Origin of the sequence: Parasphingopyxis lamellibrachiae (genome assembly GCF_003385775.1) — a bacterium.
GTDB classification, from domain to species: Bacteria; Pseudomonadota; Alphaproteobacteria; order Sphingomonadales; family Sphingomonadaceae; genus Parasphingopyxis; species Parasphingopyxis lamellibrachiae.
Map to the genome: position 1 here is coordinate 1,648,595 of NZ_QRDP01000004.1, position 21,435 is coordinate 1,670,029.

Annotated in this window: 20 protein-coding genes; 7 read left to right on the forward strand and 13 right to left on the reverse strand. The window is 62.4% G+C overall.

The annotated features are described in order from the left end of the window. Positions 1–107: 107 nt before the first annotated feature. On the forward strand, positions 108–1,106 hold the full coding sequence (locus DFR46_RS08200) for an adenosine kinase (RefSeq protein WP_116236004.1): 999 nt from the start codon (positions 108–110) through the stop codon (positions 1,104–1,106). 6 nt (positions 1,107–1,112) lie between these two features. Here the strand turns inward: DFR46_RS08200 and DFR46_RS08205 are convergent, their stop codons facing one another. The 3 genes from DFR46_RS08205 to DFR46_RS08215 form a co-directional block, all read right to left on the reverse strand. Continuing rightward, positions 1,113–2,546, reverse strand: a complete 1,434-nt coding sequence (locus DFR46_RS08205; protein ID WP_116236005.1) for a sodium-dependent transporter — start codon at positions 2,544–2,546, stop codon at positions 1,113–1,115. 96 nt (positions 2,547–2,642) lie between these two features. Further along, on the reverse strand, positions 2,643–4,079 hold the full coding sequence (locus DFR46_RS08210; protein ID WP_116236006.1) for a sodium-dependent transporter: 1,437 nt from the start codon (positions 4,077–4,079) through the stop codon (positions 2,643–2,645). Positions 4,080–4,122: 43 nt separating this feature from the next. Beyond that, positions 4,123–4,503, reverse strand: coding sequence for a histidine triad nucleotide-binding protein (locus DFR46_RS08215; protein WP_116237231.1), 381 nt, complete (start codon positions 4,501–4,503; stop codon positions 4,123–4,125). Between the two features lie 106 nt (positions 4,504–4,609). Between DFR46_RS08215 and DFR46_RS08220 the strand changes: the two genes are divergently transcribed. Further along, a complete protein-coding gene (locus DFR46_RS08220) occupies positions 4,610–5,065 on the forward strand; it encodes a hypothetical protein (protein WP_116236007.1) in 456 nt (151 codons plus the stop codon). Between the two features lie 13 nt (positions 5,066–5,078). On the opposite strand, the gene DFR46_RS08225 is transcribed toward DFR46_RS08220, so the two are convergent. Further along, complete coding sequence (locus tag DFR46_RS08225) at positions 5,079–5,537, reverse strand: MaoC family dehydratase (RefSeq protein WP_116236008.1); 459 nt, start codon at positions 5,535–5,537, stop codon at positions 5,079–5,081. A 164-nt stretch (positions 5,538–5,701) separates the two neighbouring features. Between DFR46_RS08225 and DFR46_RS08230 the strand changes: the two genes are divergently transcribed. Next, positions 5,702–6,211, forward strand: coding sequence for a flavin reductase family protein (locus DFR46_RS08230; protein WP_245953755.1), 510 nt, complete (start codon positions 5,702–5,704; stop codon positions 6,209–6,211). A 17-nt stretch (positions 6,212–6,228) separates the two neighbouring features. Here the strand turns inward: DFR46_RS08230 and DFR46_RS08235 are convergent, their stop codons facing one another. From DFR46_RS08235 to DFR46_RS08245, 3 genes are read right to left on the reverse strand one after another with little or no spacing between them, the layout of a single operon-like run. Then, on the reverse strand, positions 6,229–7,761 hold the full coding sequence (locus DFR46_RS08235; RefSeq protein ID WP_116236009.1) for an acetyl-CoA acetyltransferase: 1,533 nt from the start codon (positions 7,759–7,761) through the stop codon (positions 6,229–6,231). Then, the gene (locus tag DFR46_RS08240) at positions 7,761–8,528 is read right to left on the reverse strand and encodes an enoyl-CoA hydratase/isomerase family protein (RefSeq protein ID WP_116236010.1); all 768 of its coding nucleotides are present in this window, start codon (positions 8,526–8,528) and stop codon (positions 7,761–7,763) included. Before DFR46_RS08240 ends, DFR46_RS08235 begins: the two co-directional genes overlap by 1 nt. Then, the gene (locus DFR46_RS08245) at positions 8,525–9,613 is read right to left on the reverse strand and encodes a CaiB/BaiF CoA transferase family protein (protein ID WP_116237233.1); all 1,089 of its coding nucleotides are present in this window, start codon (positions 9,611–9,613) and stop codon (positions 8,525–8,527) included. The genes DFR46_RS08240 and DFR46_RS08245 overlap by 4 nt, the downstream gene beginning before the upstream one ends. Positions 9,614–9,831: 218 nt before the next feature. Between DFR46_RS08245 and DFR46_RS08250 the strand changes: the two genes are divergently transcribed. Then, positions 9,832–10,296: a cytidine deaminase gene (locus tag DFR46_RS08250; RefSeq protein WP_162843431.1), complete on the forward strand. Its 465-nt coding sequence runs from the start codon at positions 9,832–9,834 to the stop codon at positions 10,294–10,296. On the opposite strand, the gene DFR46_RS08255 is transcribed toward DFR46_RS08250, so the two are convergent. From DFR46_RS08255 to DFR46_RS08270, 4 genes are all read right to left on the reverse strand, one after another. Then, on the reverse strand, positions 10,293–11,228 hold the full coding sequence (locus tag DFR46_RS08255; protein WP_116236012.1) for an isopenicillin N synthase family dioxygenase: 936 nt from the start codon (positions 11,226–11,228) through the stop codon (positions 10,293–10,295). The genes DFR46_RS08250 and DFR46_RS08255 overlap by 4 nt on opposite strands. 48 nt (positions 11,229–11,276) lie before the next feature. Next, a complete protein-coding gene (locus DFR46_RS08260) occupies positions 11,277–12,518 on the reverse strand; it encodes a NupC/NupG family nucleoside CNT transporter (RefSeq protein ID WP_116236013.1) in 1,242 nt (413 codons plus the stop codon). Position 12,519: 1 nt separating this feature from the next. After that, the gene (locus DFR46_RS08265) at positions 12,520–13,089 is read right to left on the reverse strand and encodes an LOG family protein (RefSeq protein ID WP_116236014.1); all 570 of its coding nucleotides are present in this window, start codon (positions 13,087–13,089) and stop codon (positions 12,520–12,522) included. Positions 13,090–13,157: 68 nt separating this feature from the next. Next, entirely contained in the window at positions 13,158–14,144 is a 987-nt protein-coding gene (locus DFR46_RS08270; RefSeq protein WP_116236015.1) for an adenosine kinase, read from the reverse strand. 57 nt (positions 14,145–14,201) lie between these two features. On the opposite strand from DFR46_RS08270, the gene DFR46_RS08275 reads away from it, so the two are divergent. The 3 genes from DFR46_RS08275 (at position 14,202) to DFR46_RS08285 (ending at position 17,435) form a co-directional block, all read left to right on the forward strand. Beyond that, entirely contained in the window at positions 14,202–14,876 is a 675-nt protein-coding gene (locus DFR46_RS08275; RefSeq protein ID WP_116236016.1) for a queuosine precursor transporter, read from the forward strand. A 190-nt stretch (positions 14,877–15,066) separates the two neighbouring features. Beyond that, positions 15,067–16,263: an acyl-CoA dehydrogenase family protein gene (locus DFR46_RS08280; RefSeq protein WP_116236017.1), complete on the forward strand. Its 1,197-nt coding sequence runs from the start codon at positions 15,067–15,069 to the stop codon at positions 16,261–16,263. A 35-nt stretch (positions 16,264–16,298) separates the two neighbouring features. After that, positions 16,299–17,435, forward strand: coding sequence for an acyl-CoA dehydrogenase family protein (locus DFR46_RS08285; protein WP_116236018.1), 1,137 nt, complete (start codon positions 16,299–16,301; stop codon positions 17,433–17,435). Between the two features lie 84 nt (positions 17,436–17,519). Here the strand turns inward: DFR46_RS08285 and DFR46_RS08290 are convergent, their stop codons facing one another. Continuing rightward, positions 17,520–18,650: a zinc-binding dehydrogenase gene (locus DFR46_RS08290; protein WP_116236019.1), complete on the reverse strand. Its 1,131-nt coding sequence runs from the start codon at positions 18,648–18,650 to the stop codon at positions 17,520–17,522. Positions 18,651–18,726: 76 nt separating this feature from the next. After that, a complete protein-coding gene (gene ppc, locus DFR46_RS08295; RefSeq protein WP_116237234.1) occupies positions 18,727–21,402 on the reverse strand; it encodes a phosphoenolpyruvate carboxylase in 2,676 nt (891 codons plus the stop codon). Positions 21,403–21,435 lie beyond the last annotated feature (33 nt).

The window sequence follows — 21,435 nt, forward strand, 5'->3', positions numbered from 1 at the left end:
GGGGAGCCATGCGGCGCGTCAATCATGCGGTTGCGCGCCGAGCGGCTCCCCGCTAGGTCCTGCGCACCCAAATTCCTCCCTTCCAAACATCGCTGGAGCCTGCCCTCATGTCCGAACCCACCCTCGATATTGTCGCCATCGGCAACGCCATTGTCGACGTGATCGCCAAGGCCGATGACGCGTTCATCGCCAGCGAAGGGCTGAGCAAGGGCGCAATGCAGCTGCTTTTCACCACCGAAGAGGCCGAAGCGCTTTACGCCAAGATGGGCCCGGGCGTGGAAGCCAGCGGCGGGTCTGCGGCGAACACCGTTGCCGGAATCGCCGCGCTGGGCGGCAAGACCGGCTTTATCGGCCAGGTTGCCGACGATCAGCTCGGCAAGGTATTCAGGCATGATATCACTGCACTTGGCGTCGCATTCGACACTCCCGCCCGCGCAGGTGAACCGAAAACCGCGCGCTGCCTCATTCTGGTGACGCCAGATGGCGAGCGGACGATGAATACCTTTCTCGGCGCCTCGCAGCACCTGCCCCCGGCCGCGCTCGACGCCGATCTGATCGAAAGCGGCGCGATCCTCTATCTCGAAGGCTATCTCTGGGATCCCGAAGAGCCGCGCGCAGCGATGGATAAGGCTATCGACATCGCCCACGGCGCCGGACGGCGCGTCGCCTTCACACTCTCTGATGGTTTCTGCGTCGACCGCCATCGCGATGGTTTTCAGGAGCTGCTCGACAAGGGCCGGATCGACATCCTGTTCGCCAATGAAGACGAGATCAAATCGCTGAACGAAACGCAGGATTTCGACGCGGCAGTGGAAGCTACGGCGGCCAAGACGCCGATCCTCGTAGTCACGCGCAGCGAGAAGGGTGCGATTGCGGTCAAGGATGGCGAGCGCTTTTCAGTATCCGCCGAACCGATCGACAAGATGGTCGACGCGACGGGCGCAGGCGACCAGTTCGCCGCCGGCTTCCTTGCCGGGCAGGCCGAAGGCCGCTCGATCGAAGACAGCCTCACCATGGGCGCCGTATGCGCCGCCGAGGTGATCCAGCATTACGGTCCGCGGCCCGAAGCCGATATCAAGGCGCTGATTGCAAAACGGCTCGGTTAGCAGGCGTCAGCTTCCCAACAATCCGGGGAACAGTCCGAACAGCAGGATTAGCGTCACGGCGAGCGGACAGAGCCAGGCGATCAGGAAGCGCCACAGCGCGAACAATCCGCCTTCCAGCCCGGTCTCGGCGACGACGAGGTTCCGGTCCGCTTTCCAGCCGATAAAGATCGCGGTCAGCAAAGCGGCGACGGGTAGCAGGATCGTGCCGACAACGCCGTCCAGCGCGTTCATGATATCGGCTTCGGCGAAGCTCGGCCAGAAGGAGAGCAGCCGGACATCGCTGAGGACGTTCAGCGACAGGGCGCAGAGCGCACCCACCGCGTAAATCGCACCGCCGGCAACGAGCGCCGCCCGATGGCGCGACCAGGCGAAGCGGCGCATCGCCCAGGCCGTAACCGCTTCCAGCAGCGAGATCGAACTGGTCAGCGCGGCAAAAAAGATCAGCACGAAAAAGAGAAAGCCGATCAACGCGCCTGCGGGCATCGCATTAAAGGCGAGCGGCAGCGACCGGAAGATCAGCGTCGCTCCCGCAGCAGGGTCGAGGCCCGCGGCAAACACGATCGGGAAGATCATCAGGCCCGCAACGATAGCGACGCCGGTATCGGCCAGGCCGATCATCCCGGCCACCGGCGGCAGCCTGGTTTCGCGCGACACATAGGCACCATAGGTGATCAGCGCCGCCGAACTGAGGCTCATCGAGAATAAAGCCTGGCCCAGCGCCTGGTTCATGATGGGCGGCGTCAGACGCGAAAAATCAGGCGTGAACAGGAAGGAAACCGCACGCGCAAATTCGCCGGTGAACGCGCCATAGGCGGTGATCGTGATGAGCAGCACGAAAAAGGCGGGCATCAGATAAGTGGCCGCCTTTTCGATTCCCGACAATACGCCGCGCGCCACGATCCAGATAGTAACACCCATAAACAGCGTATGCATGACGATCAGCAGCGGGACATTGGCGAATAGCGAGTCCATCCGGCCCCCAATTGCCTCGGGCGCTTCGCCGGCCAGTGCGCTTGCAAAGGGGTCGCCGGAGAAGAGTGCTCCGAAGAAATCCGCGCCCATGACCCCGGCATAATAAATCACCCAGCCGGCAATGATGCTATAGGTCGAAAGGATGCAAAAGGCGGCGATGATGCCGATCCCGCCAAGGATTGCCCAGTTGGTGCTCACGCCGGAATCCTGGGCAACCTTGGCAACGCTTCCCGCCGCATCCTTGCGGCCATGGCGGCCGATAACGATCTCCGACAAGACCAGCGGCAAGCCGAGGAAAATCACGCAAAGGATATAGAAAAGGACGAACGCCCCGCCGCCATTTTCCCCGGCAAGCGTCGGAAAACGCCAGATATTGCCGAGCCCGACGGCCGCACCGACAGCCGCCAGAATAAAGGCCCAGCGGGACGACCAGCCGGCCTGCTCCGTCTCAACACCAGTTCCAGCCATCACATCCCCCACTCATGATGCGCGCATGCTTTCCGGCGCGCTACCGACAAAATAGGCACCGGACTCTCCATCTCCGGCACCCTTGGCTCCTCATTTCTAGCCGCCGAGCAGGCCCGGAAACAGGCCGAAGACCAGGATCAGCGCAACCCCGACCGGCGCCAGCCAGCACACCAGAAAACGCCAAAGCGCGAACATGCCGCCTTCAAGCCCGGTTTCATTCTCGACAAGCTTTTTGTCGGCACGCCAGCCGACGAAGATCGCCGTCAGCAGCGCCGAGACCGGCAACAGCACCTTGCCGGTAAAGCCGTCGACAACGTCGAAGATATTGCTCTCGGCAAAGATCGACCAGAAGCCCAGCAGCCGCACATCGCCCCAGACGTTGAGGGACAACAGGCAGATGATGCCGAGCAGATAGGTGCCGATGCTGAACACCGTTGCCGATTTGAGCCGCGACCATCCGCGCGCATTGATGCCCCATGATGTCGGCCCTTCAAGCAGCGAGATCGAGCTGGTCAACGCCGCGAAGAAGATCAGGATGAAGAACAGGAGCCCAACCAGCGAGCCCGCTGGCATCTGCTGGAAGGCAACAGGAAGCGACTGGAAAACCAGCGTCGGTCCGGCTGCCGGATCGAGGCCGACGGCGAAGACGATCGGGAAGATCATCAGGCCCGCAATGATTGCCACGCCGGTATCGGCGAGCGCAATCATGCCCGCCGTCGGCGCGAGCCTGGTTTCCTTCGACACATAAGCGCCATAGGTCATCAGTGCCGCCGAACCGAGGCTCATCGAAAACAGCGCCTGACCGAGCGCCGTATTCATCACCGGCGCCGTGAGCTTCGAAAAGTCGGGCGTGAAGAGGAACGCCACCGCCTGGGAAAACTCCCCGACAAAAGCACCGTAAATGGTTATGACCAGCAGAAGAACGAAAAAGGCCGGCATCAGGTAAAGCGCGGCCTTTTCAATCCCGTCATGTACCCCCCGCGCAATCACCCAGAAGGTAATACCCATAAACACCGTATGCATAGCGATCAGCAGCGGAATATTGCCGAACAGATCTCCCATCCGGCCCTGGATCGCTTCCGGCGCTTCGCCGATCAGTGCCCCGGCAAAGGGCGCACCGGAAAAGAGCGCGCCAAAGAAGTCCGCGCCGAATACACCGGCATAATAGAGCACCCAGCCCGCAACGACGCTATAGAAACCGAGAATCATGAAAGCGGCAACGACTTCGAATACGCCGAATATCGCCCATTTCTCGCTGACGCCGGATTCCCGGGCGACGTTGCGGACGCTGTCGACCGCATCGCTGCGCCCGGCCCGGCCGATAAGAATTTCGGAGAGGATCAGCGGCAAGCCAATCAGGACAACGCAGCCGATATAAAAAAGGACGAACGCGCCGCCCCCATTTTCACCGGCAAGTGTCGGGAAACGCCAGACATTTCCAAGGCCGACAGCGGCCCCGACCGCCGCCAGGACAAAGGCCGTCCGCGAAGACCAGCCCGGTTGCGACGCTGCACCCCCTGCCGCTGCCACCATAATCTCTCTCCCCTCTATTCTTTTGTTGCGCGGACCCTAACGGCTAGCCGCGCGCAAGCATAGGCCCGAGCGGTTTCCCGCCAAACAGATGGACATGGAGATGGGGCACTTCCTGATGGCCGTGCCCACCGATATTGGCGAGAAGCCGATAGCCCGGCTCCACCAGATCCAGATCGCGTGCAATCTCGCCCACCTTGCGGACGAAATGGGCTATCTCGACATCGGGTGCCTTGGCCGCGAAATCGTCCCAGCTCACATATTCGCCTTTGGGGATGACCAGCACATGCACCGGCGCCTGCGGATTGATATCCCTGAAGGCGAGGACATGCTCATCCTCGAACACTGTATCGTTGGGAATTTCGCCGCGCAGGATCTTCGCGAAGATATTGTCGGGGTCGTAAGGCTGGGTTGCGTCGATCGGCATGGATGATCCTTTGTCGTTGGCTTGCGCCATCCTATGATTGCGATCACAGCATATCCAGAGCGGTCGTGATAGCGCCGTTGTCCAACTTCGGGGGAAAGGGACCATAATGACCATGATACGAACCGCCGCACTTCTGGCAGCGCTGAGCCTGCCCATAGCCGCAGAGGCGCAACCGACCGGCTTCGACGATTGCGAAAATGCCTGGCCCGCCCAGCTCGAGAACTTGGCGATAGGCGAGAATGGCGAGGGAATCCGCACATTCTACGACGGCGCCGTCACGCTGTTGCAGATCGATACGATCGAACCGGCCGCGGCATCGGGCGGGTTCGTCGTGATGATGTGGACCGGCTCGGAACTCAGCGATCTCGACCGGTTGTGCTGGGTTACCGCCGGCCATGGCGGGATCGACGTCGATGCTACGACATCCAGCTACGATCCGGCCGAAGGGCTGACCCTGTCCGTTCCTACGAGCAGACACAGCCAAGAAGATGGGAGCCTGATCGAAGGGGCGATCCGGTTCCGCCTCAATGTCGATGCTGGCACGTTGACGCCACTCTACTGAGCTGGAGGCAGGCTTAGCCCGCCGGTTTCTTCTTCTGCAGGCCTGAGCGTTTGCAGGTGGCGACAAGATCGCCATGCTGGTTATAGGCCCGATGCTCGAACGTCACGATCCCCTGATCAGGACGGGACTTGGACTCGCGCAGGCCGACAACTTCGGTCTCGACCCGCACCGTATCGCCATGGAAAAGCGGCTTGGGAAAACGCACTTCATCCCAGCCCAGATTCGCCACCGCCGTGCCAAGCGTCGTATCGCCAACCGATACGCCGACCATAAGGCTGAGCGTGTAGCAGCTGTTGACGATCCGGGTGCCGAACTCGGTTTCGGCTTTGCAATATTCCTCATCGAGATGGAGCTGGGCCGGATTGTGGGTCATCGTCGTGAATAACACATTGTCGGTTTCCGTGATCGTCCGGCGGATCGGATGATCGAACGTCTGCCCGATTTCGAGTTCGTCGAACCATTTGCCTGCCATTGTCGCTGCTCCGTTGGATGTTGCTTTCAGCGCTCTTAGCAAGAAGAAACGCCCGCGAAAATCGGCGCGGACGGCCTGTTGTCGACCGATTCACGAATCCTGCCTACAGCGCGCCCGCAATTGCGTTCCCTTGCACCGGCGTGCGGCGGGCCTATAGCGGCCCCATGCCGACACCGACGCCAGATCACCGTTCGGGCTCTGACAGCCGCACCCTGCGCGACGCGCTGGGCTGTTTCGGCACCGGGGTTACCGTCGTCACGACGCTGGACCGCGACGACGCGCCGGTCGGACTGACCGCCAACAGCTTCACCTCGGTTTCGCTCGATCCCGAATTGCTGCTGGTCTGCCTGAACAAGAAATCGGCGACGCTGCCCTGGTTCGAACGCGCGGAGGCTTTTGCGGTCAACGTCCTGCATATCGGGCAGCAGGAAACGGCCCAGCGCTTCGCAACGCCGGATATCGACCGGTTCCGCGATACCGACTGGGAAGCCTGGTCGACAGGCGTGCCGATGCTCTGCGATTCCCTGGCCAATTTCGAATGCGCCAAATTCGCCGAATATGATGGCGGCGACCATCTGATCCTGCTCGGCCGCGTAATCCGCGTCCGCTTCGACTCCGATCGCGATCCCTTGCTCTATTTTCGCGGCGGCTATCGCGCACTGCACTTCGACTAGGGACCAGCCGGGAAGGATCAGTCGGCAAAGACGAAGAAATTGCGACCACCCCCTTCACGCACGGTGACTTTCCGCCCGAACGGTTCGCCCTGCTGCAGCACGGCAAGCGTGTCCGTATCGTCAGGCGCGGCATTGGCCACGATCCGTGCGCCATCGTCCGTACGTGCGACAATAGCGGCAACCGTGCCCTTCTTGCCGGGGACGATCGTATAGGTTTCGACAAGCGCGCTGCCCGAATGGCTGTCGACAACCGGGCATTTTTCCGGCTGGTCGTCCAGCGTCCGATACCTTTTCATTTCCGTCCAGTCGGCAGGCCGGCCGGCATAGATGCCGGTGGCATATTTGCTCATGAAACCGCCATTGGCGCCGATCAGGGCATGGCCGTCCGGATCAGCGCGCAGCCGCTGCACGGCTTCGGCGATCGCATGGGCGGAATAATTGTTGCCCGCGCCGCCGAAAAAGGGGAGGCCGCCGGTCAGCGTCAGGCCACGGGAATCGTCCGGAGCGACCCCGAACGCATCGAGAATGTTGAAGACGGGGATCGCGAAACAACTGTACAGATCGAGGCAGGTGATATCGTCCATGCCAATCCCCGCAATCGCGAGCGCTTCCCCGACCGACCCGACCGACGCCGGGCTGGTCGCCATATCCGGCCGCTCGAGAACGGAGAGCTCTTTGGCATCCGTCACGGCGTGGATATGGACCCATTTTTCTTCCGCTATGCCAAGTGCCCGCGCCTTGCCAGCCGAGGCGATCATGATCGCCGCCGCCTGATTCACCTGATCGCGCGCGACCGTCATCCGCGTATAGGGTTCGGCGACAATACGGTTGCGCTCGGTAACCGTGGCGAGTTCTTCGGCGGATCGGACGACCGGCGCGGCAGCATAGGAATTGGCCGCCGCCACTTCGCTGAACGGCGCGAACAGGGCCCCGATCTCCCGGCGATAGGCCTCGAGCCCGGTCCCCCGCTGCGCCCGCCGCGCATTCTCGAACAATGCATAGAGCGGGATCGGCGCGCCAAGGCCATGCGCGATCAGGGTTTTGTCGAGCAGGCCGCGCATCCCGAAGCCGCGATCCTCGAAGCTGCCCTCCACCTCTTCGCTCCAGTCCGGCTTTTCGCCCTTCGCCATCAGGGTCAACACGGTCGAAATGGCTTCCGATCCGACAATCGCGGCCACCTCCGACCGGCCCTCGGCAATATCCGATGCAAATTCGCCGACCAGCTTCTGGTTGCCCTGCCCGCCGACGATTTCGAGGATTGCACGTTCCGGGTTCGCGCCCACGCGGGTGCCATAAGAACGGGCAGGATTGTTGGATTTGCCGAAGGGTACGGGCGCGCCCGGCGTGGAGATTTCGAACTGGCGGATGGCAGCGATGGTATCGATCGCGCCGGCAAGATCGCCGCTTGCCCCGCTATCGGCGATGGCCGCAGCCAGCGCCTTGCCGCCAAGATCCATTGGCGACAGCGCCCGGTATCCGGCATCGTCGGGGCGTTCAGCAAACTGGCCAACACCGATGATAACGGGTGTGGTGTCTGGAATGGCTGTCATTATTTGAACTCCGGTTTTCTTTTCTCGAGAAATGCGCGCCCTCCCTCGGCGAAATCCGGGCCGGAGAATGCGTCGAAGAATTGGGCTGTTGTCTCGGCATCGTCATCCTGCTGCCCGTCGAGGATACGGCGAATGATCGCCTTGCTCGTGATCTGGCTGTGCGAAGAGGCCGAGGCCATGGTTTCGACCAGCTCCGCTGCTTCGGCATAGGGATCGTCGGCAAGGATCGTGACCAGTCCGATATCGCGCGCTTCTTGTGCGGACAGAAGCTGGCCGGTGAACAGGATGCGCTTCGCTTGGGACGGCCCGACAAGATCGACCAGCAGCTTGGTATCGTGCAGCGGATAGACGATGCCCAGCCTGGCCGGCGTGATGCCGAAGCGCGCGCCGGGCCCTGCCACCCGCATATCGCAGGCGATGGCGATGCCGCAGCCGCCGCCGATACAGTCATGATCCACGATCGCTATGGTCGGCTTTGGCGCACGCGACAGTTCAACCTGGACCCGGCGGATCGCAGCCTGGTTTCTTGCACGCCATTCCGGATCGTCGACCCCGGCCACAAATTCGCCAATATCGGCTCCGGCGCTGAACGCACTCTCCTTGCGGCTGGCGTGAATGCTGAGCACCCGGACCGCGGTGTCGCCCATCGCATCGGCGAGCAGTTCGGGAAACAGCTCCCACATCTCCTGGGAGAAGGCATTGCGCTTGTCAGGCCGGTCTATGACCAGATGGGCGGTCCTGGCGGACTTTTCGAGGCGCAGCGTCATCCGTCCTGGTCCAGCTCCGGTGCAGGCCGGACCGGCACTCCCGGCTCTTCTAGAAAACGGATAGCCGGGCCGATCTGGTGCGTACCATCCCTTTCCACGAGCATCCCGCGTTCCGCCACAAGATCGCTGTCCAGCGCTTCGCGGAAATCGAGAATCGGCGCGAATGCGACATCCCTGTCGGCAAACCATGCGGCCCATTCATCGCGCGTTTTCGTGGCGAAGGTTTCGGCGAGAAAAGCGCGGAGCGGTGCCTGGGGTTCGCCTGCTCCCGCTTCGCCCAATTCTATCAGATCGGGCCGGTCAAGGGCTTCGAGCAGGTTGCGGACAAACTTCATCTCACGCGCGCCGAGCACAACATATCGCCCGTCTTTCGTCGTATAGACGCCGTAAAAAGCCGCGCCGCCGAGCGACCGCTGCGATCCCGAGCGCGGCGACGCACCGCCGGCGATCGCGCTGCCGGCGGTATGCGCCCCCCAGGGCAGGAGGGCATCGAACATCGTCGCATCGATATAGTCCCCCCGGCCGCTCTTCTCGCGCCCGATCAGCGCCATCAGGATGCCTGACAAAGCGGTCAACCCGGCCGCCATGTCGCCCGCTGCGACGCCTGGAACCACGGGAACGCCATCGGGCCCGTCATTCACCGACAGAAACCCGGCAAGTGCCTGTACGGCCAGATCGTGCGCCGGGTGCTGCGCCATCGCGCCTTCCTGCCCGAAGGCCGAGATGGAGCAGTAAACGATGCGCGGATTGATCGCCGAAACGGCGTCATAGTCGAAGCCCAGCCGCCGCATCACACCGGGGCGAAATCCTTCGACGAACACATCGGCATCGGCAATCAGCGCGCGCAGCCGTGCCTTGCCCTCTTCGCTCTTCAGGTCGAGCGCGATGCTTTTCTTGCCGCGATTGAGGCTGCGGTACCAGACGGACTGGCCCGCCTCCATAGGCGGCATATCGCGCGCCGGATCGCCGGCGAGGGGCTCGATCTTGGTCACCTCGGCGCCCTGATCGGCCATCATCATCGTCGCCATCGGCCCCGGCAGGAACAGCGACAGATCCAGAACCTTTATACCGTCCAGCTTCGCCATCGGGTCAGACCGCCGCTCTGTTACGAGGCGCGCAGAACCGCCACGGCAAGAGCTGACTGTCGGCATCGCGCATTTTCATTCCCCTTGAGACAAGGCACCGGTGGAAAGCGGTGCCCGAGCCATGCCTTGAGCGCCGGACGCGTTTCGTCAAGTCTCTCCTTCGCTCCCGGAGCGCATCGATATTGGTGATGCGCTCTGTCTGGGCTAGGAACGAACCCATGGCACAAAAATCACACACAGCGGCGCAGCTTGTTTCTTTGGCACGCGCAGCCGCAGCGCAGGCTCATGCCCCCTATTCGGGGTTTTCGGTGGGCTGCGCGATCGAGGCGGAAGACGGCAGGATCGCGGTCGGCAGCAATATGGAAAATGCCTGTTACCGACTGGGTACCTGCGCGGAAATTTCGGCCCTGACCTCCGCCCAGCAGACGTTCGGGCTCGGCAATGTCCGGCGGATCGCGGTCGCCGGCGGCCATATCGGCGACGATGGCGCACTGGCCGGAACGCAGGCCGTATTGCCGTGCGGGGGGTGCCGCCAGGCCATCGCCGAAGCGCGCGATCTTTCGGGCGTCGATATCGAGATCGTCGCTTCGTCCGGCGATGGCGGCGCCATATCGACGCACCGGATATCGGCCCTGCTCCCGGCGAGTTTCGGCACCGACAATCTGGACGATGCGAAGAACTAGACCAGATTGATCTCGCGCAGCCGCTGCAGCAGATAGTCATGCGCGGAGATCGGCTCGGGATAGCGGTTGGGATTGTCCTCAGAGATGCAGCTCGGCAGCGTCTCGATCATATAATCCGGCCGGAAATGCAGAAAGAACGGCATCGAATATCGCGCATGGCCGCGCCGTTCGGGCGGTGGATTGACCACACGGTGGGTAGTCGAGGGCAGGACGTGGTTGGTCAGCCGCTGGAGCATATCGCCGATATTAACGGCCAGCTCGCCTTCCTTCGGGGTTACCGGTAGCCAGTTCCCATTCCTGTCCAGCAACTGAAGCCCTGCCTCCTCGGCGCCCAATAAAAGCGTGATCGTATTGATATCCTCATGCGCCGCCGCACGTACGCCAGGCGCATCGGCGGGAACCGGCGGGTAGTGGATCAACCGCATCACCGAATTGCCATCCTCGACCGTATCGTCGAAAAAACCCGGCGTCAGGCCGAGATAGGTCGCGATCGCCGACAGGATGCGCTGCCCGGTCCGGTCGAACGCCGCGAACAGCCGTTCGAACACATCGTGAAAGCCTTTAACCTCATCGGGCCAGATATTGGGGGCCATGATATCGGCGAAGCGATGCCCCTCGGGAAGCGTGCGGCCGACATGCCAGAACTCCTTCAGGTCATAATCGGTGGCGTCCTTCGCCGTTTCGATACCGAACGGCGTATAGCCGCGCGCACCGCCGCCGCCTGCGATGAAATAGCGGCGCTTCACCGCTTCGGGCAGCGCGAAAAACTCGCGCATCCGGGCGTCGGCTTCGGCGATCAGATCGGATGGAACGCCATGATCGGAAACGACCGCAAAGCCGTATGTGGAGAAGGACCGGCCGATTTCCTGCGCAAATCCGGGCGCATCGCTATCCGCGTCGCTGAGAGAAACCGAGGCAATGGTATCGGGCAAGAGGCAATCCTGTGAGCAATCTGTGAAATCCGAATGACACAGGGCTTATCAGCTAAGCAAGAGCCCCGCGAGCGCCGCGCTCATCAGATTGGCGAGAGACCCCGCGGCGAGCGCCTTCAGGCCGAGCTTTGCGATCACCGGGCGCTGGTTCGGCGCAAGGCCGCCGGTAACCGCCATCTGGATCGCGATCGAACTGAAATTGGCAAAGCCGCACAGCGAGAAGGTGACGATCGCGTAGCTGCGCGGTGTGAGCTGCCCTTCCATCCCGCCCAGACTGATAAAGGCGACGAACTCGTTGAGCACGACCTTTTCGCCGAACAGGCTGCCGGCAAGGCCCGCCTCTTCCCAAGGCACGCCGATCAGGAACATGATCGGCGCGAAAATATAGCCAAGGAGCTGCTGGAAGGTCAGTGCTTCATAACCGAACCAGCCGCCGATACCCGCGAGCAATCCGTTTGCCAGCGCAACGAGCGCGACAAAGGCGAGCAGCATCGCGCCCACGGCAACCGCGAGCTTTACGCCCGTCTGCGCGCCCTGGGCGGCCGCCATAATGACATTGGCCGGGGCCGGCTCCTCTTGCGAATCGACGGGCTGGGCATCGGGTTCGTCACAAGCGCCCGGCGCATCGGGCATGATGATCTTCGCCATCAATATGCCGCCGGGAGCGGACATGAAGGCCGCGGCGAGCAGGAAGGGCAGCGCCTCGCTGCCGAGCAGCGCCGCATAAGCCGCAAGAATCGTTCCCGCGACGCCGGCCATGCCGACAGCCATCATCGTGAACAGCTGCGCTTCGGTCAGCGAGGCCAGATAGGGGCGGATCACCAGCGGCGATTCGCTCTGGCCGACGAAAATATTGGCCGCCGCGCCCAGCGATTCCACACGCGTGATCCCGGTAACAAGCTGGATCGCGCCGCCGACCCATTTCACGATCAGCTGCATGATGCCGAGATAATAGAGGATCGAAATCAGCGAGGCGAAAAAGATGATCACGGTCAGCGCGGAAAGGGCGAAACTGTTGCCCCCCATCTCGGGCGAGGCCATCGGCCCGAAAATGAAGTTCGTTCCCTCCTGCGCATAGCCGAGCAAATTACTCACGCCGCGCGATGCGCCTTCGATTCCCGCCCTGCCCCATGGCGTATACAGGACAAGAACCGCCATTCCCGCCTGCAGGCCGAAAGCGGCGCCAACGACCCGCAGCCGGATCGCCTTGCGGTTGGAAGACAGCAGGAAAGCCATGAGCAGGATCACCGCGATCCCCGCCAGGCTCATCAGGATGGAAGACGCGTTCATATTACCAGACCATCCCCTTCTCGGCCCCGTTTTCCGCGGTTTCGAGCTGTGTGATTGCATCGTTTATATCGGTGGCGACGAGCAGATGCCCGCGCCGCGCCGGGGAAATGAACCCGCTTTCGACAACCTGGTCGATAAAGCTGATCATCGAATCCCAGAACCCGGCAACATTGAGCAGCAGGAAGGGCTTGGCATGATAGCCGAGCGCATTCCAGGACCAGGCCTCGAACAGTTCGTCCAGCGTGCCGACGCCGCCCGGCATCGCCACAAAACCATCGCAAAGGTCCGTCATCTTCGCCTTGCGCTCATGCATGGACGGCACGATGTGCAGTTCCGTCAGGCCCCGATGCGCAACCTCCAGATCGACGAGCGCTTCCGGGATCACTCCATGGACTTCGCCCTTGGCCTCGAGAACGGCATCGGCGATCACGCCCATCAGGCCGAGCTTCCCGCCGCCATAGACCAAGCCGATATCCCGTGCCGCCATTTCGCGGCCAAGAGCCACGGCGGCCTCGGCAAATTTCGGCTCCGCACCGGAATTCGACCCACAATACACGGCCAGTCTACGCATTCTCGTTCGCCCCCCTCAAAGGCTCGCCAGGCCGTTGGCATGCAGACCGGCGCGCCACTTGTAAACGGTCAATCAGCCGCAAGCTGGGTCAACGCACCGCGCGGCCGCGCGCCATATTCGGCAATAACCTCGGCCGCCGTCGCCGCGCCAAGCGCAAGACTGGCCTCAAGCGGCCTTCCCCGGGCATGGGCGATGAGAAAGCCGGCCGCAAACAGATCGCCGGCGCCGGTCGTATCGACCAGAGCACGCGGCGGAACGGCGGGGACCGACACGGTTTCACCATCCCGGATTGCCGTTGCCCCGTCAGCACCGCAGGTGATCACGCAAAGACCGACAGTCCTGGCAAGCTCCACCATTGCGGCATCGAGATCATCGATCCCGGCCAGCGCGCGGGCTTCCTCCGCATTGCCGAACAGGATATCGATCCTCCCGCTTCGCACAAATTCGACGAAATCCTTACGGTGCCGGCCGATACAGGCGATGTCGGAAAGGGTGAAGGCCACGGCCCGGCCCGCCTCATGCGCCATGTCGGCCGCCTGCTGCATGGCGATGCGCGGTTTCTCATGATCCCAGAGATAGGCTTCGAGATAGAGGATGGTTGCTCGTGCAATCTGGTCCGCATCGACCGCATCGACCGACAGATGTTCGGACGCGCCGCGATAGGTGTTCATCGTGCGCTGTGCATCGGGCGTTACGAGGATCAGGCAGCGCCCGGTGCTGATATCGCCAGCGAGCGGTGGGGTCGCGAAGGTGACGCCCTGGGCACGGATATCGTGGGTGAAGATCGTGCCGAGCTGATCCGGTCCCACCTGCCCCACAAAGGCTGCCCGGCCGCCAAGCGCCGCGATCCCCGCCATGCTGTTGGCCGCGGACCCGCCGCTTGTCTCCTGCGCGGGGCCCATCCGCGCATAGAGCCGGTCAGCCGCATCCCCGCTCAGAACACGCATCGATCCTTTCGGCACATCTTCCGCTGCGAGAAACGCGTCGTCGGTCGGCGCAATCACATCGACCACGGCATCGCCAATCGCCAGAACGTCATATTCGGTATCGGTCAAACGGCCCCTCTTTTCTTGGCTCTTTTGTTGGAACGGCGAACAGGATAGGGATTTGCGATGTCGACTATACCAACTCCAGCGCCGCTATCGCGCTCGCTCTTCATCTTTTCAATCCTTTATGGCGGCATGACCTGTATCGCCGGCGTATTGGCCTTCAAGCAGGTCGCGCTCGGGCCGCTCGCAGTGGAGGCGGGCATATTCGCCTTCCTGATGCTCGTCGTCATATCCAGCACGGTGGCGCAGCTCCACGGCCCAAAAACGGCCAACTGGCTGGTATTGTTCGGATTTTTCCCGCTGGCATTGTCGGTGTTGCTCATTTTCCTTGTACTCTCGCTACCGGCCTCAATCGAGATGCCGGCAGACAATATCACAGCTTTTGAACGGGTCTTGTCGCAAACGCCGCGGATCATGATCGCGGGGCCCATCGCCTACGGCGTTTCGCTGTTCCTCAATGTCAAAATATTCTCGGCGCTGCGCGGCGCGGCCGGCGACAGCAGCTTTGGCGTGATGGTCCGCGGCGCCATTGCCTCGGCCCTCAGCCAGACCATCGATACGGTGATATTCATCTCGGTCGCCTTTTACGGCCAGTTCCCGATCGGTTCGCTGATTGCCGGGCAGATGCTGGCCAAGGTCGTGCTCTCCGCAATCCTCGTGCCGCCGCTGATCTTCGGCCTGGTGAAACTGGCCAGAAGGCTGGATCGTTCTCCAGCCCAGGACATGCCGGCCGAATAGCGCCGCGCCGGCTTGGCAGGGATCGCATACGCGCCAGCACATCTCGGGCCGATCCATAGTTGCAAGCGGGCCACGCCCCAGAACAGATTTACGTTAACGGCAACCAACGTGCATGCCAGCCCCGAATCCCCCTTTTTTGTTGCTGACGGTCGTGTAAGTAAGATTCCAAAAGCGCCGAGGAGATCGCCCGATGAATCTGGAATTCAGCCCCGAAGAACAAGCTTTCCGCAAAGAAGTGCGGGCCTTTATCGAAGAAAATTATCCCAAACAGGCTTCGGCAGACAGCCTGCGGGACGATATGTCGGCCGAGGAACTTGTCGCCTGGCACAAGATATTGGGAAAAAAGGGCTGGTCGGTTCCCGCCTGGCCGGAACAATATGGCGGTACCGGCTGGACGCCGACCCAGCGCTACATCTGGGGCGAGGAAAATGCCCGGGTCAACGCGATCATGCCGCTGCCCTTCGGCACCTCGATGGTCGGTCCGGTAATCTATACCTTTGGCAATGAAGCGCAGAAAGAACAGCATCTTCCCGGCATCCGCAGCGGCAATGTCTGGTGGTGTCAGGGCTATTCCGAGCCCGGCGCCGGGTCCGATCTCGCATCGCTGAAAACCACGGCCGTGCGCGACGGCGATCATTATGTGATCAATGGCCAGAAAACCTGGACGACGCTTGCCCAGCATGCAGATTGGGGTTTCTTCCTGTGCCGCACCGATCCGGACGCCGCCAAACCGCAGGAAGGCATCAGCTTCATCCTTGTCGACATGAAAACGCCGGGCATCGAAGTGCGGCCGATCAAGCTCATCGACGGCGGTTACGAAGTCAACGAAACCTGGCTCACCGACGTTCGTGTCCCGGTCGAAAACCTGATCGGCGAAGAGAATAAGGGCTGGACCTATGCCAAATTCCTGCTCGCCCATGAGCGCTCCGGAATTGCCGGGGTTGCCCGGTCCAAGCGCGGCATCGAGCAGCTGCGCGATATCGCCAAGTCTGAGGTGCTGGACGGCAAGCCGCTGATCGAGGATTTCGATTTTGCGCGTAAAGTCAGCCAGCTCGAAATCGACCTCGCGGCGCTTGAGATAACCGAACTGCGTACCCTGGCCGGGGAACAGGCCGGGCGCGGGCCGGGGCCGGAAAGCTCGATCCTCAAGATCAAGGGCACCGAGATCCAGCAACGCCTGACCGAGCTCGCGCTCGAAGCGGTCGGCCATTACGGCACCCCCTATTACCGCGCCGTCGCCGATGCCGGATCGAACGAATATCCGATCGGGCCGGACTATGCGCAGCACAGTGCGGGTTCCTATTTCAACATGCGCAAGACATCGATCTATGGCGGGTCCAACGAGATCCAGCGCAACATCATCACCAAAATGATTCTCGGCCTTTAGTCGAAGCCTAAGCCAGAGAAGCCGGGAGAAAATTTGTGGATTTCAATTTTACCGACGAACAGACAATGGTGCGCGACAGCCTGAACCGGCTGGTGCGCGAAAATTACGACTTCGAAACGCGCCGGGCCGCAATCGAAAGCGAAAGCGGCTGGCGGCCGGAAATATGGGCGCAGCTGGCCGAACTGGGTTTGCTCGGCATGCCGTTTTCCGAAGCCGATGGCGGCTTTGGCGGCGGGGCGATCGATTCGCTGATCGTGATGGAAGAATTCGGCAAAGGCCTTGTCGTCGAACCCTTTGTGCCGACCGTGGTCTGCGCGGGCGGGTTCTTCAAACATGCCGGAACCGATGCCCAGAAGGCCGAGCATATTGGCGGGATTGTCGATGGCAGCCGGATCTATGCTTTCGCCTATGCGGAGCCGCGCGGCCGCTACGACCTTGCCGACCTCGAAACCACGGCGAAGCGCGACGGGGACGGCTATGTCCTTAATGGTCACAAGGCAGTCGTCATCGGCGCGCCCTGGGCCTCCCATCTCGTCGTCACCGCTCGGACGTCCGGCGAGCGCCGCGACCGCGACGGCATTTCCGTCTTTGTGGTGGATAAATCGGCCAAGGGCATCGTCACGCGCGATTATCCGACAGTGGACGGCCGGCGGGCTTCGGAAATCTATTTCGAGAATGTCGCCGTGCCCGCTGAGGCGCTGATCGGGGAAGAGGGCAAGGCCCTGCCGCTTATCGGACTGGTCACGGACGAGGCGATTGCCGCGCTATGCGCCGAAGCCTGCGGCGCGATGAAAGTCGCGCATGAGATGACGGTCGAATATTCGCGGCAGCGCAAACAGTTCGGCACGCCGATCGGCAAGTTCCAGGTGCTCCAGCACCGGATGGTCGACATGTTCACCGAATATGAGCAGTCGGTCTCCATGGCCTATCTCGCGACACTGAAACTTGGCGAGGATTCCCGCGACCGCAAGCTTGCCGTGGCCGCCGCAAAAGTCCGTATCGGGCAGGCAGCGCACCATATCGGGCAGGAAGCCATCCAGATCCATGGCGGCATGGGCATGACGGACGAGCTCGCCATCGGCCATTATTTCAAGCGCCTGACGGTCTTCGATTCCGAATTCGGCAATGTCGATCATCACATGAAACGGCATGTGGCGCTGAGCAGCAGCTAGCCCCTGTAACGCATCCCGCTAACTCATCGCGCCGCCATCAGCCCCTGTGGCGATGGCGGCGGCTGAGCCCTTCATTCTTTCCGATCAGTCCTTTTGCGGACAGACCAAGAATTTCTCACCGGTGGTCTTTGCGTAGTAGCGCGCGACCACATCGGACTGCAGCGCCTCGACCAGCGAGATTTCGTCCGTGTAATGGCTGGCAAAGGTCGTTTTGAGTTCGGCCACGACGCGCGTGCGCAGCCGTTCGCCGACCTCGGCTCCCGCCTTGGCGAGGAAATTGGGCAGCAGCCAGCCGCCGACACCCCAGGCCATCCCGTAACCGCGGCTCAGCACCGTCGGCGAGACATCGAGACCGCCATAGAGATAAACCTGCTTGTGCGCGACCGAACCATAAATGCTGTAGGCACCCGGCGTACGCGCGGCGGCCGCTTCCATCGCGCTCAGAATCTTGGATGCCAGTTCGCCGCCGCCGGTCGCGTCAAAGGCCAAAGTCGCGCCGGTCGCATGGACGGCATCGGTCAGATCGGCCTGAAAGGTCTCGCTGCTGCTGTCGCAGACATATTTGGCGCCCATATCGCGCAGCAGCTCGGCCTGTTCCGGACGGCGGACCACATTCACAAGCTCGACGCCATCGGCCTGGCAGATTCGGTTGAGCATCTGGCCGAGATTGGAAGCCGCCGCTGTATGGACGAGCGCCGTATGCCCCTCCATCCGCATTGTTTCCAGCATCGACAAAGCGGTAAGCGGATTGACGAAGCAGGATGCGCCGTCTTTCGCTGTATGTTCCGGCAACAATGGCATGCACATGGCGGCAGGCAGGCAGCGATATTCCGCATACATCGCACCGCCCATCACCGCGACGGTCTTGCCCATCAGCGCCTCGGCGCCTTCTCCCGCAGCGACAACGGTTCCCGCGCCTTCATTGCCAACCGGCAGTTGCTGGCCGATGCGCGCCTTCATCACCCCCATCCCCTGCGGCGACACCGGGGCGGTGAGCACCGTGGCGCTTCCTTCACCGGTGGAGCTGCACTCGGCCATGCTGGCCCAGCCGAACATCACACCCTGATCGGAAGGATTTATCGGCGAAGCCTCCACCCGGACGAGAACCTCCCCGGCCTTGGGGGTCGGCATGGGCTGCTCGACCAGTTCCATCCGAAGCTCAGCACCTTCGCTCACGGTGGACATCATCTGCAGATAGGTTTCGGGTAGGGGCATCGGGTTCTCCTGAATTTCGGTTTCGATAAACTACCTACAATGTTTGGCTGGCCCTGTCTTGCGATTATGCACGCCCCTAACCGCTGTTCCTCAGCGCAGTCGCAATCGCGTTGATCGAAAGCTGTATGCCTTCCGGAATGCGCGGATCGTCTTCGCCCGCGCGGTGGCGTTTCAGCAGTTCGATCTGCAGCAGGTTGAGCGGTTCGATATAGGGAAGGCGCAGGCGGATCGACGTGTCGAGCTTGGGCGCGTTTTCGAGCAGGCGCGTCTGGTCCGTTATCTCGAGCAGCGTATCGTGCGTCACGTCCCAGCTCGCCCGGATATCGCCGAACAATCGGTCAGCCAGTTCGCGATCCTCGACCAGCCCCGCATATTTCGCCGCAATGCCCATATCGGATTTGGCGAGCACCATCTCCATATTGCCGAGCGTCATTTTGAGGAACGGCCAGGCCTCGGCCATTTCGCGCAGCAGGCCCTTGTCTTCGAATGCGGCGAGCGCATGGCCGACGCCATACCAGCCGGGCAGCATCACCCGCGCCTGGCTCCAGGAGAAGACCCAGGGGATGGCGCGCAGATCTTCGATCGCGTCCGATGTCTTGCGGCTCGCAGGGCGTGAGCCGATCTTGAGCGTCGCGATTTCAGAAATCGGCGTCATCTGGCGGAAAAATTCGGTGAACCCCGCGCTCTCGTAAACGAGCCCGCGATAGGCTTTGAAAGCGGTGGCAGAAAGCGTGTCCATTGCGGCGGAAAAGCGCCTGCGATCCGCCGGTGCCAGCGTTTCCGGTTCCAGCGTCGCCAACAATGTCGCCGACACCATGGAATCGATATTGGCGCGTGCGGCGTCAGGTGTGCCATATTTGGCGGCGATGACCTCGCCCTGTTCGGTGATCCGGATGCGCCCGTTCACGGTGCCGGCAGGCTGGCCGCGGATCGCCTCGAACGCCGATCCGCCGCCGCGCCCCACCGATCCGCCGCGCCCATGGAAAAGCTGCATGGTGGCGCCGGCCTCCTGAAACACAGGGTCAAGCGCCTCGCTCGCCCGGCTGAGCACCCAGCCCGATGTGAGGTAGCCGCCATCCTTGTTGGAATCCGAATAGCCGATCATCACTTCCTGATGGCCGCGCGCGGAGACCAGCCCGGCGATTTCCGGCAGGCCGAAATAGAAGCGCATGATATCCGGTGCCCGTTCCAGGTCGCCGATGGTTTCGAACAGCGGCACGGCCATCACCGGCGCCGCGGGCGGGTTGCCCGGGCGATAGAGACCGGCTTCGCGCAGCAGGATATGCACCTCGAGCAGATCCGAGGCCGTCTCGGTCATCGAGACGATATAGTTGGTTATGCAGCCGTCGCCGTAACGCCGGTGCGCCTCGGCCGCCGCTGCCATGATGGCTAGCTCGCTGCGCGTCTCGTCGGAATAGTAGCCATGCGGCACGGCCAGCGGGCGCGGCGAAGCCAGTTCGGTGCGCAGGAGCGCGACCCGCGCCTCCTCGTCCAGCGCCTCATAATCCGCGTCCACGCCAGCAGTGCGCAGTAACTCTCCGACCACGCGTTCATGGACGGCGCTGTTCTGCCGCATGTCCAGCGCCGCGAGATGGAAGCCGAAGGTCTTGATCGCACGGATGAGGCGGCCCAGCGCCCCGCTCGAGGCCAGTGTCTCCCCGCCGCTCTCCGCAAGCGCCCGGGCGATGGTCCTCAGATCGGTCTCCAGCGCTTCCGGTGTCGTATAGGGCTCGGCGGCAAGCGAGGAGGGCCTGGGCGGGGGGCCGCCGACAAGGTTTTCATGGGTTGCGGCGAGCCGGGCATAGATGCCGGCAATCGCCCGCCGATAGGGTTCGTCGCGGCGGCTGGGCGCATCGTCGCCGCTCGCATCGGCCAGGGCGAGAACGGCGGGATCGATGTCGGCCAGCTCGCTGGAGATGGAGAGCTCCGCGCCGATCGCGTGCAGGGCGTCGAGATAGCTGACGATCACCGTTTCCGCCGAGCGCCCGAGCGACAGGCCGAGCGTTTCCGCGGTCACATAGGGATTGCCGTCGCGGTCGCCGCCGATCCAGCTGCCCAGCCGGAAAAAACTGGCGGGAATGCCGCCCAGCGCCTCTTCCCAGCGATTATAGAGGCCGGGAAGGAGCGGCAGGAAAGTGTCGCGCAGATAGGAAAGCGCATTCTCCACCTCGTCCGCCACGAACAACCGTTCGCGCCGCAGGGGCCGGGTCTGCCAGAGCAAGGCGATCTGCCGGAAGATCGACTCCTCGACACCGTCGCCATCCGGCGTTTCGCTCCTGCCCGCATCGCGCATGCGCATCAGTTCGGCGATCCGGTTGCGGTGATCGATCATGCTCTTGCGGCGCACTTCCGTCGGATGCGCGGTCAGCACCGGGACGATCAGCGCGTCTTGCAGCATCGCCAGCACCGCCTCGCGCGAAACGCCATTCTCTTCGAGCCGGGCCAGCGCCCGGGCCACGTCCACATCATTGTCAGACAGCAGCTCCTGCCGGTCTTCGGCGAGATTGGCGAGCATGGAAAACAGCATGAAGCCGCGCACGAAATCGAGCGTCTCGTCCAGCGTCAGCGCGCCAAGCCCGGGATCGATGGCGTGGGAATCCGCAACGCCGCGATGCCGGTCGACCGAGGCGGCCCGGATATATTCGGTGCGCTTGAACAGCGTTTCCCCACCATAGGCGCGGATAACATCGCCCAGCAGCGCGCCCAGGAAACGAATATCCGCATTTTGTGATATCGGTGGGACAGTGCTCATCGTGATTTCCCTGCTGCTGGACATTGTGGCGGC

What these genes read in the sequence shown, in the direction of transcription:
- DFR46_RS08200 (WP_116236004.1), top strand. Translation starts at nt 108, where the DNA reads ATGTCCGAACCCACCCTCGATATTGTCGCCATCGGCAACGCCATTGTC.
- DFR46_RS08205 (WP_116236005.1), bottom strand. Translation starts at nt 2,546, where the DNA reads ATGGCTGGAACTGGTGTTGAGACGGAGCAGGCCGGCTGGTCGTCCCGC.
- DFR46_RS08210 (WP_116236006.1), bottom strand. Translation starts at nt 4,079, where the DNA reads ATGGTGGCAGCGGCAGGGGGTGCAGCGTCGCAACCGGGCTGGTCTTCG.
- DFR46_RS08215 (WP_116237231.1), bottom strand. Translation starts at nt 4,503, where the DNA reads ATGCCGATCGACGCAACCCAGCCTTACGACCCCGACAATATCTTCGCG.
- DFR46_RS08220 (WP_116236007.1), top strand. Translation starts at nt 4,610, where the DNA reads ATGACCATGATACGAACCGCCGCACTTCTGGCAGCGCTGAGCCTGCCC.
- DFR46_RS08225 (WP_116236008.1), bottom strand. Translation starts at nt 5,537, where the DNA reads ATGGCAGGCAAATGGTTCGACGAACTCGAAATCGGGCAGACGTTCGAT.
- DFR46_RS08230 (WP_245953755.1), top strand. Translation starts at nt 5,702, where the DNA reads ATGCCGACACCGACGCCAGATCACCGTTCGGGCTCTGACAGCCGCACC.
- DFR46_RS08235 (WP_116236009.1), bottom strand. Translation starts at nt 7,761, where the DNA reads ATGACAGCCATTCCAGACACCACACCCGTTATCATCGGTGTTGGCCAG.
- DFR46_RS08240 (WP_116236010.1), bottom strand. Translation starts at nt 8,528, where the DNA reads ATGACGCTGCGCCTCGAAAAGTCCGCCAGGACCGCCCATCTGGTCATA.
- DFR46_RS08245 (WP_116237233.1), bottom strand. Translation starts at nt 9,613, where the DNA reads ATGGCGAAGCTGGACGGTATAAAGGTTCTGGATCTGTCGCTGTTCCTG.
- DFR46_RS08250 (WP_162843431.1), top strand. Translation starts at nt 9,832, where the DNA reads ATGGCACAAAAATCACACACAGCGGCGCAGCTTGTTTCTTTGGCACGC.
- DFR46_RS08260 (WP_116236013.1), bottom strand. Translation starts at nt 12,518, where the DNA reads ATGAACGCGTCTTCCATCCTGATGAGCCTGGCGGGGATCGCGGTGATC.
- DFR46_RS08265 (WP_116236014.1), bottom strand. Translation starts at nt 13,089, where the DNA reads ATGCGTAGACTGGCCGTGTATTGTGGGTCGAATTCCGGTGCGGAGCCG.
- DFR46_RS08275 (WP_116236016.1), top strand. Translation starts at nt 14,202, where the DNA reads ATGTCGACTATACCAACTCCAGCGCCGCTATCGCGCTCGCTCTTCATC.
- DFR46_RS08280 (WP_116236017.1), top strand. Translation starts at nt 15,067, where the DNA reads ATGAATCTGGAATTCAGCCCCGAAGAACAAGCTTTCCGCAAAGAAGTG.
- DFR46_RS08290 (WP_116236019.1), bottom strand. Translation starts at nt 18,650, where the DNA reads ATGCCCCTACCCGAAACCTATCTGCAGATGATGTCCACCGTGAGCGAA.
- ppc (WP_116237234.1), bottom strand. Translation starts at nt 21,402, where the DNA reads ATGAGCACTGTCCCACCGATATCACAAAATGCGGATATTCGTTTCCTG.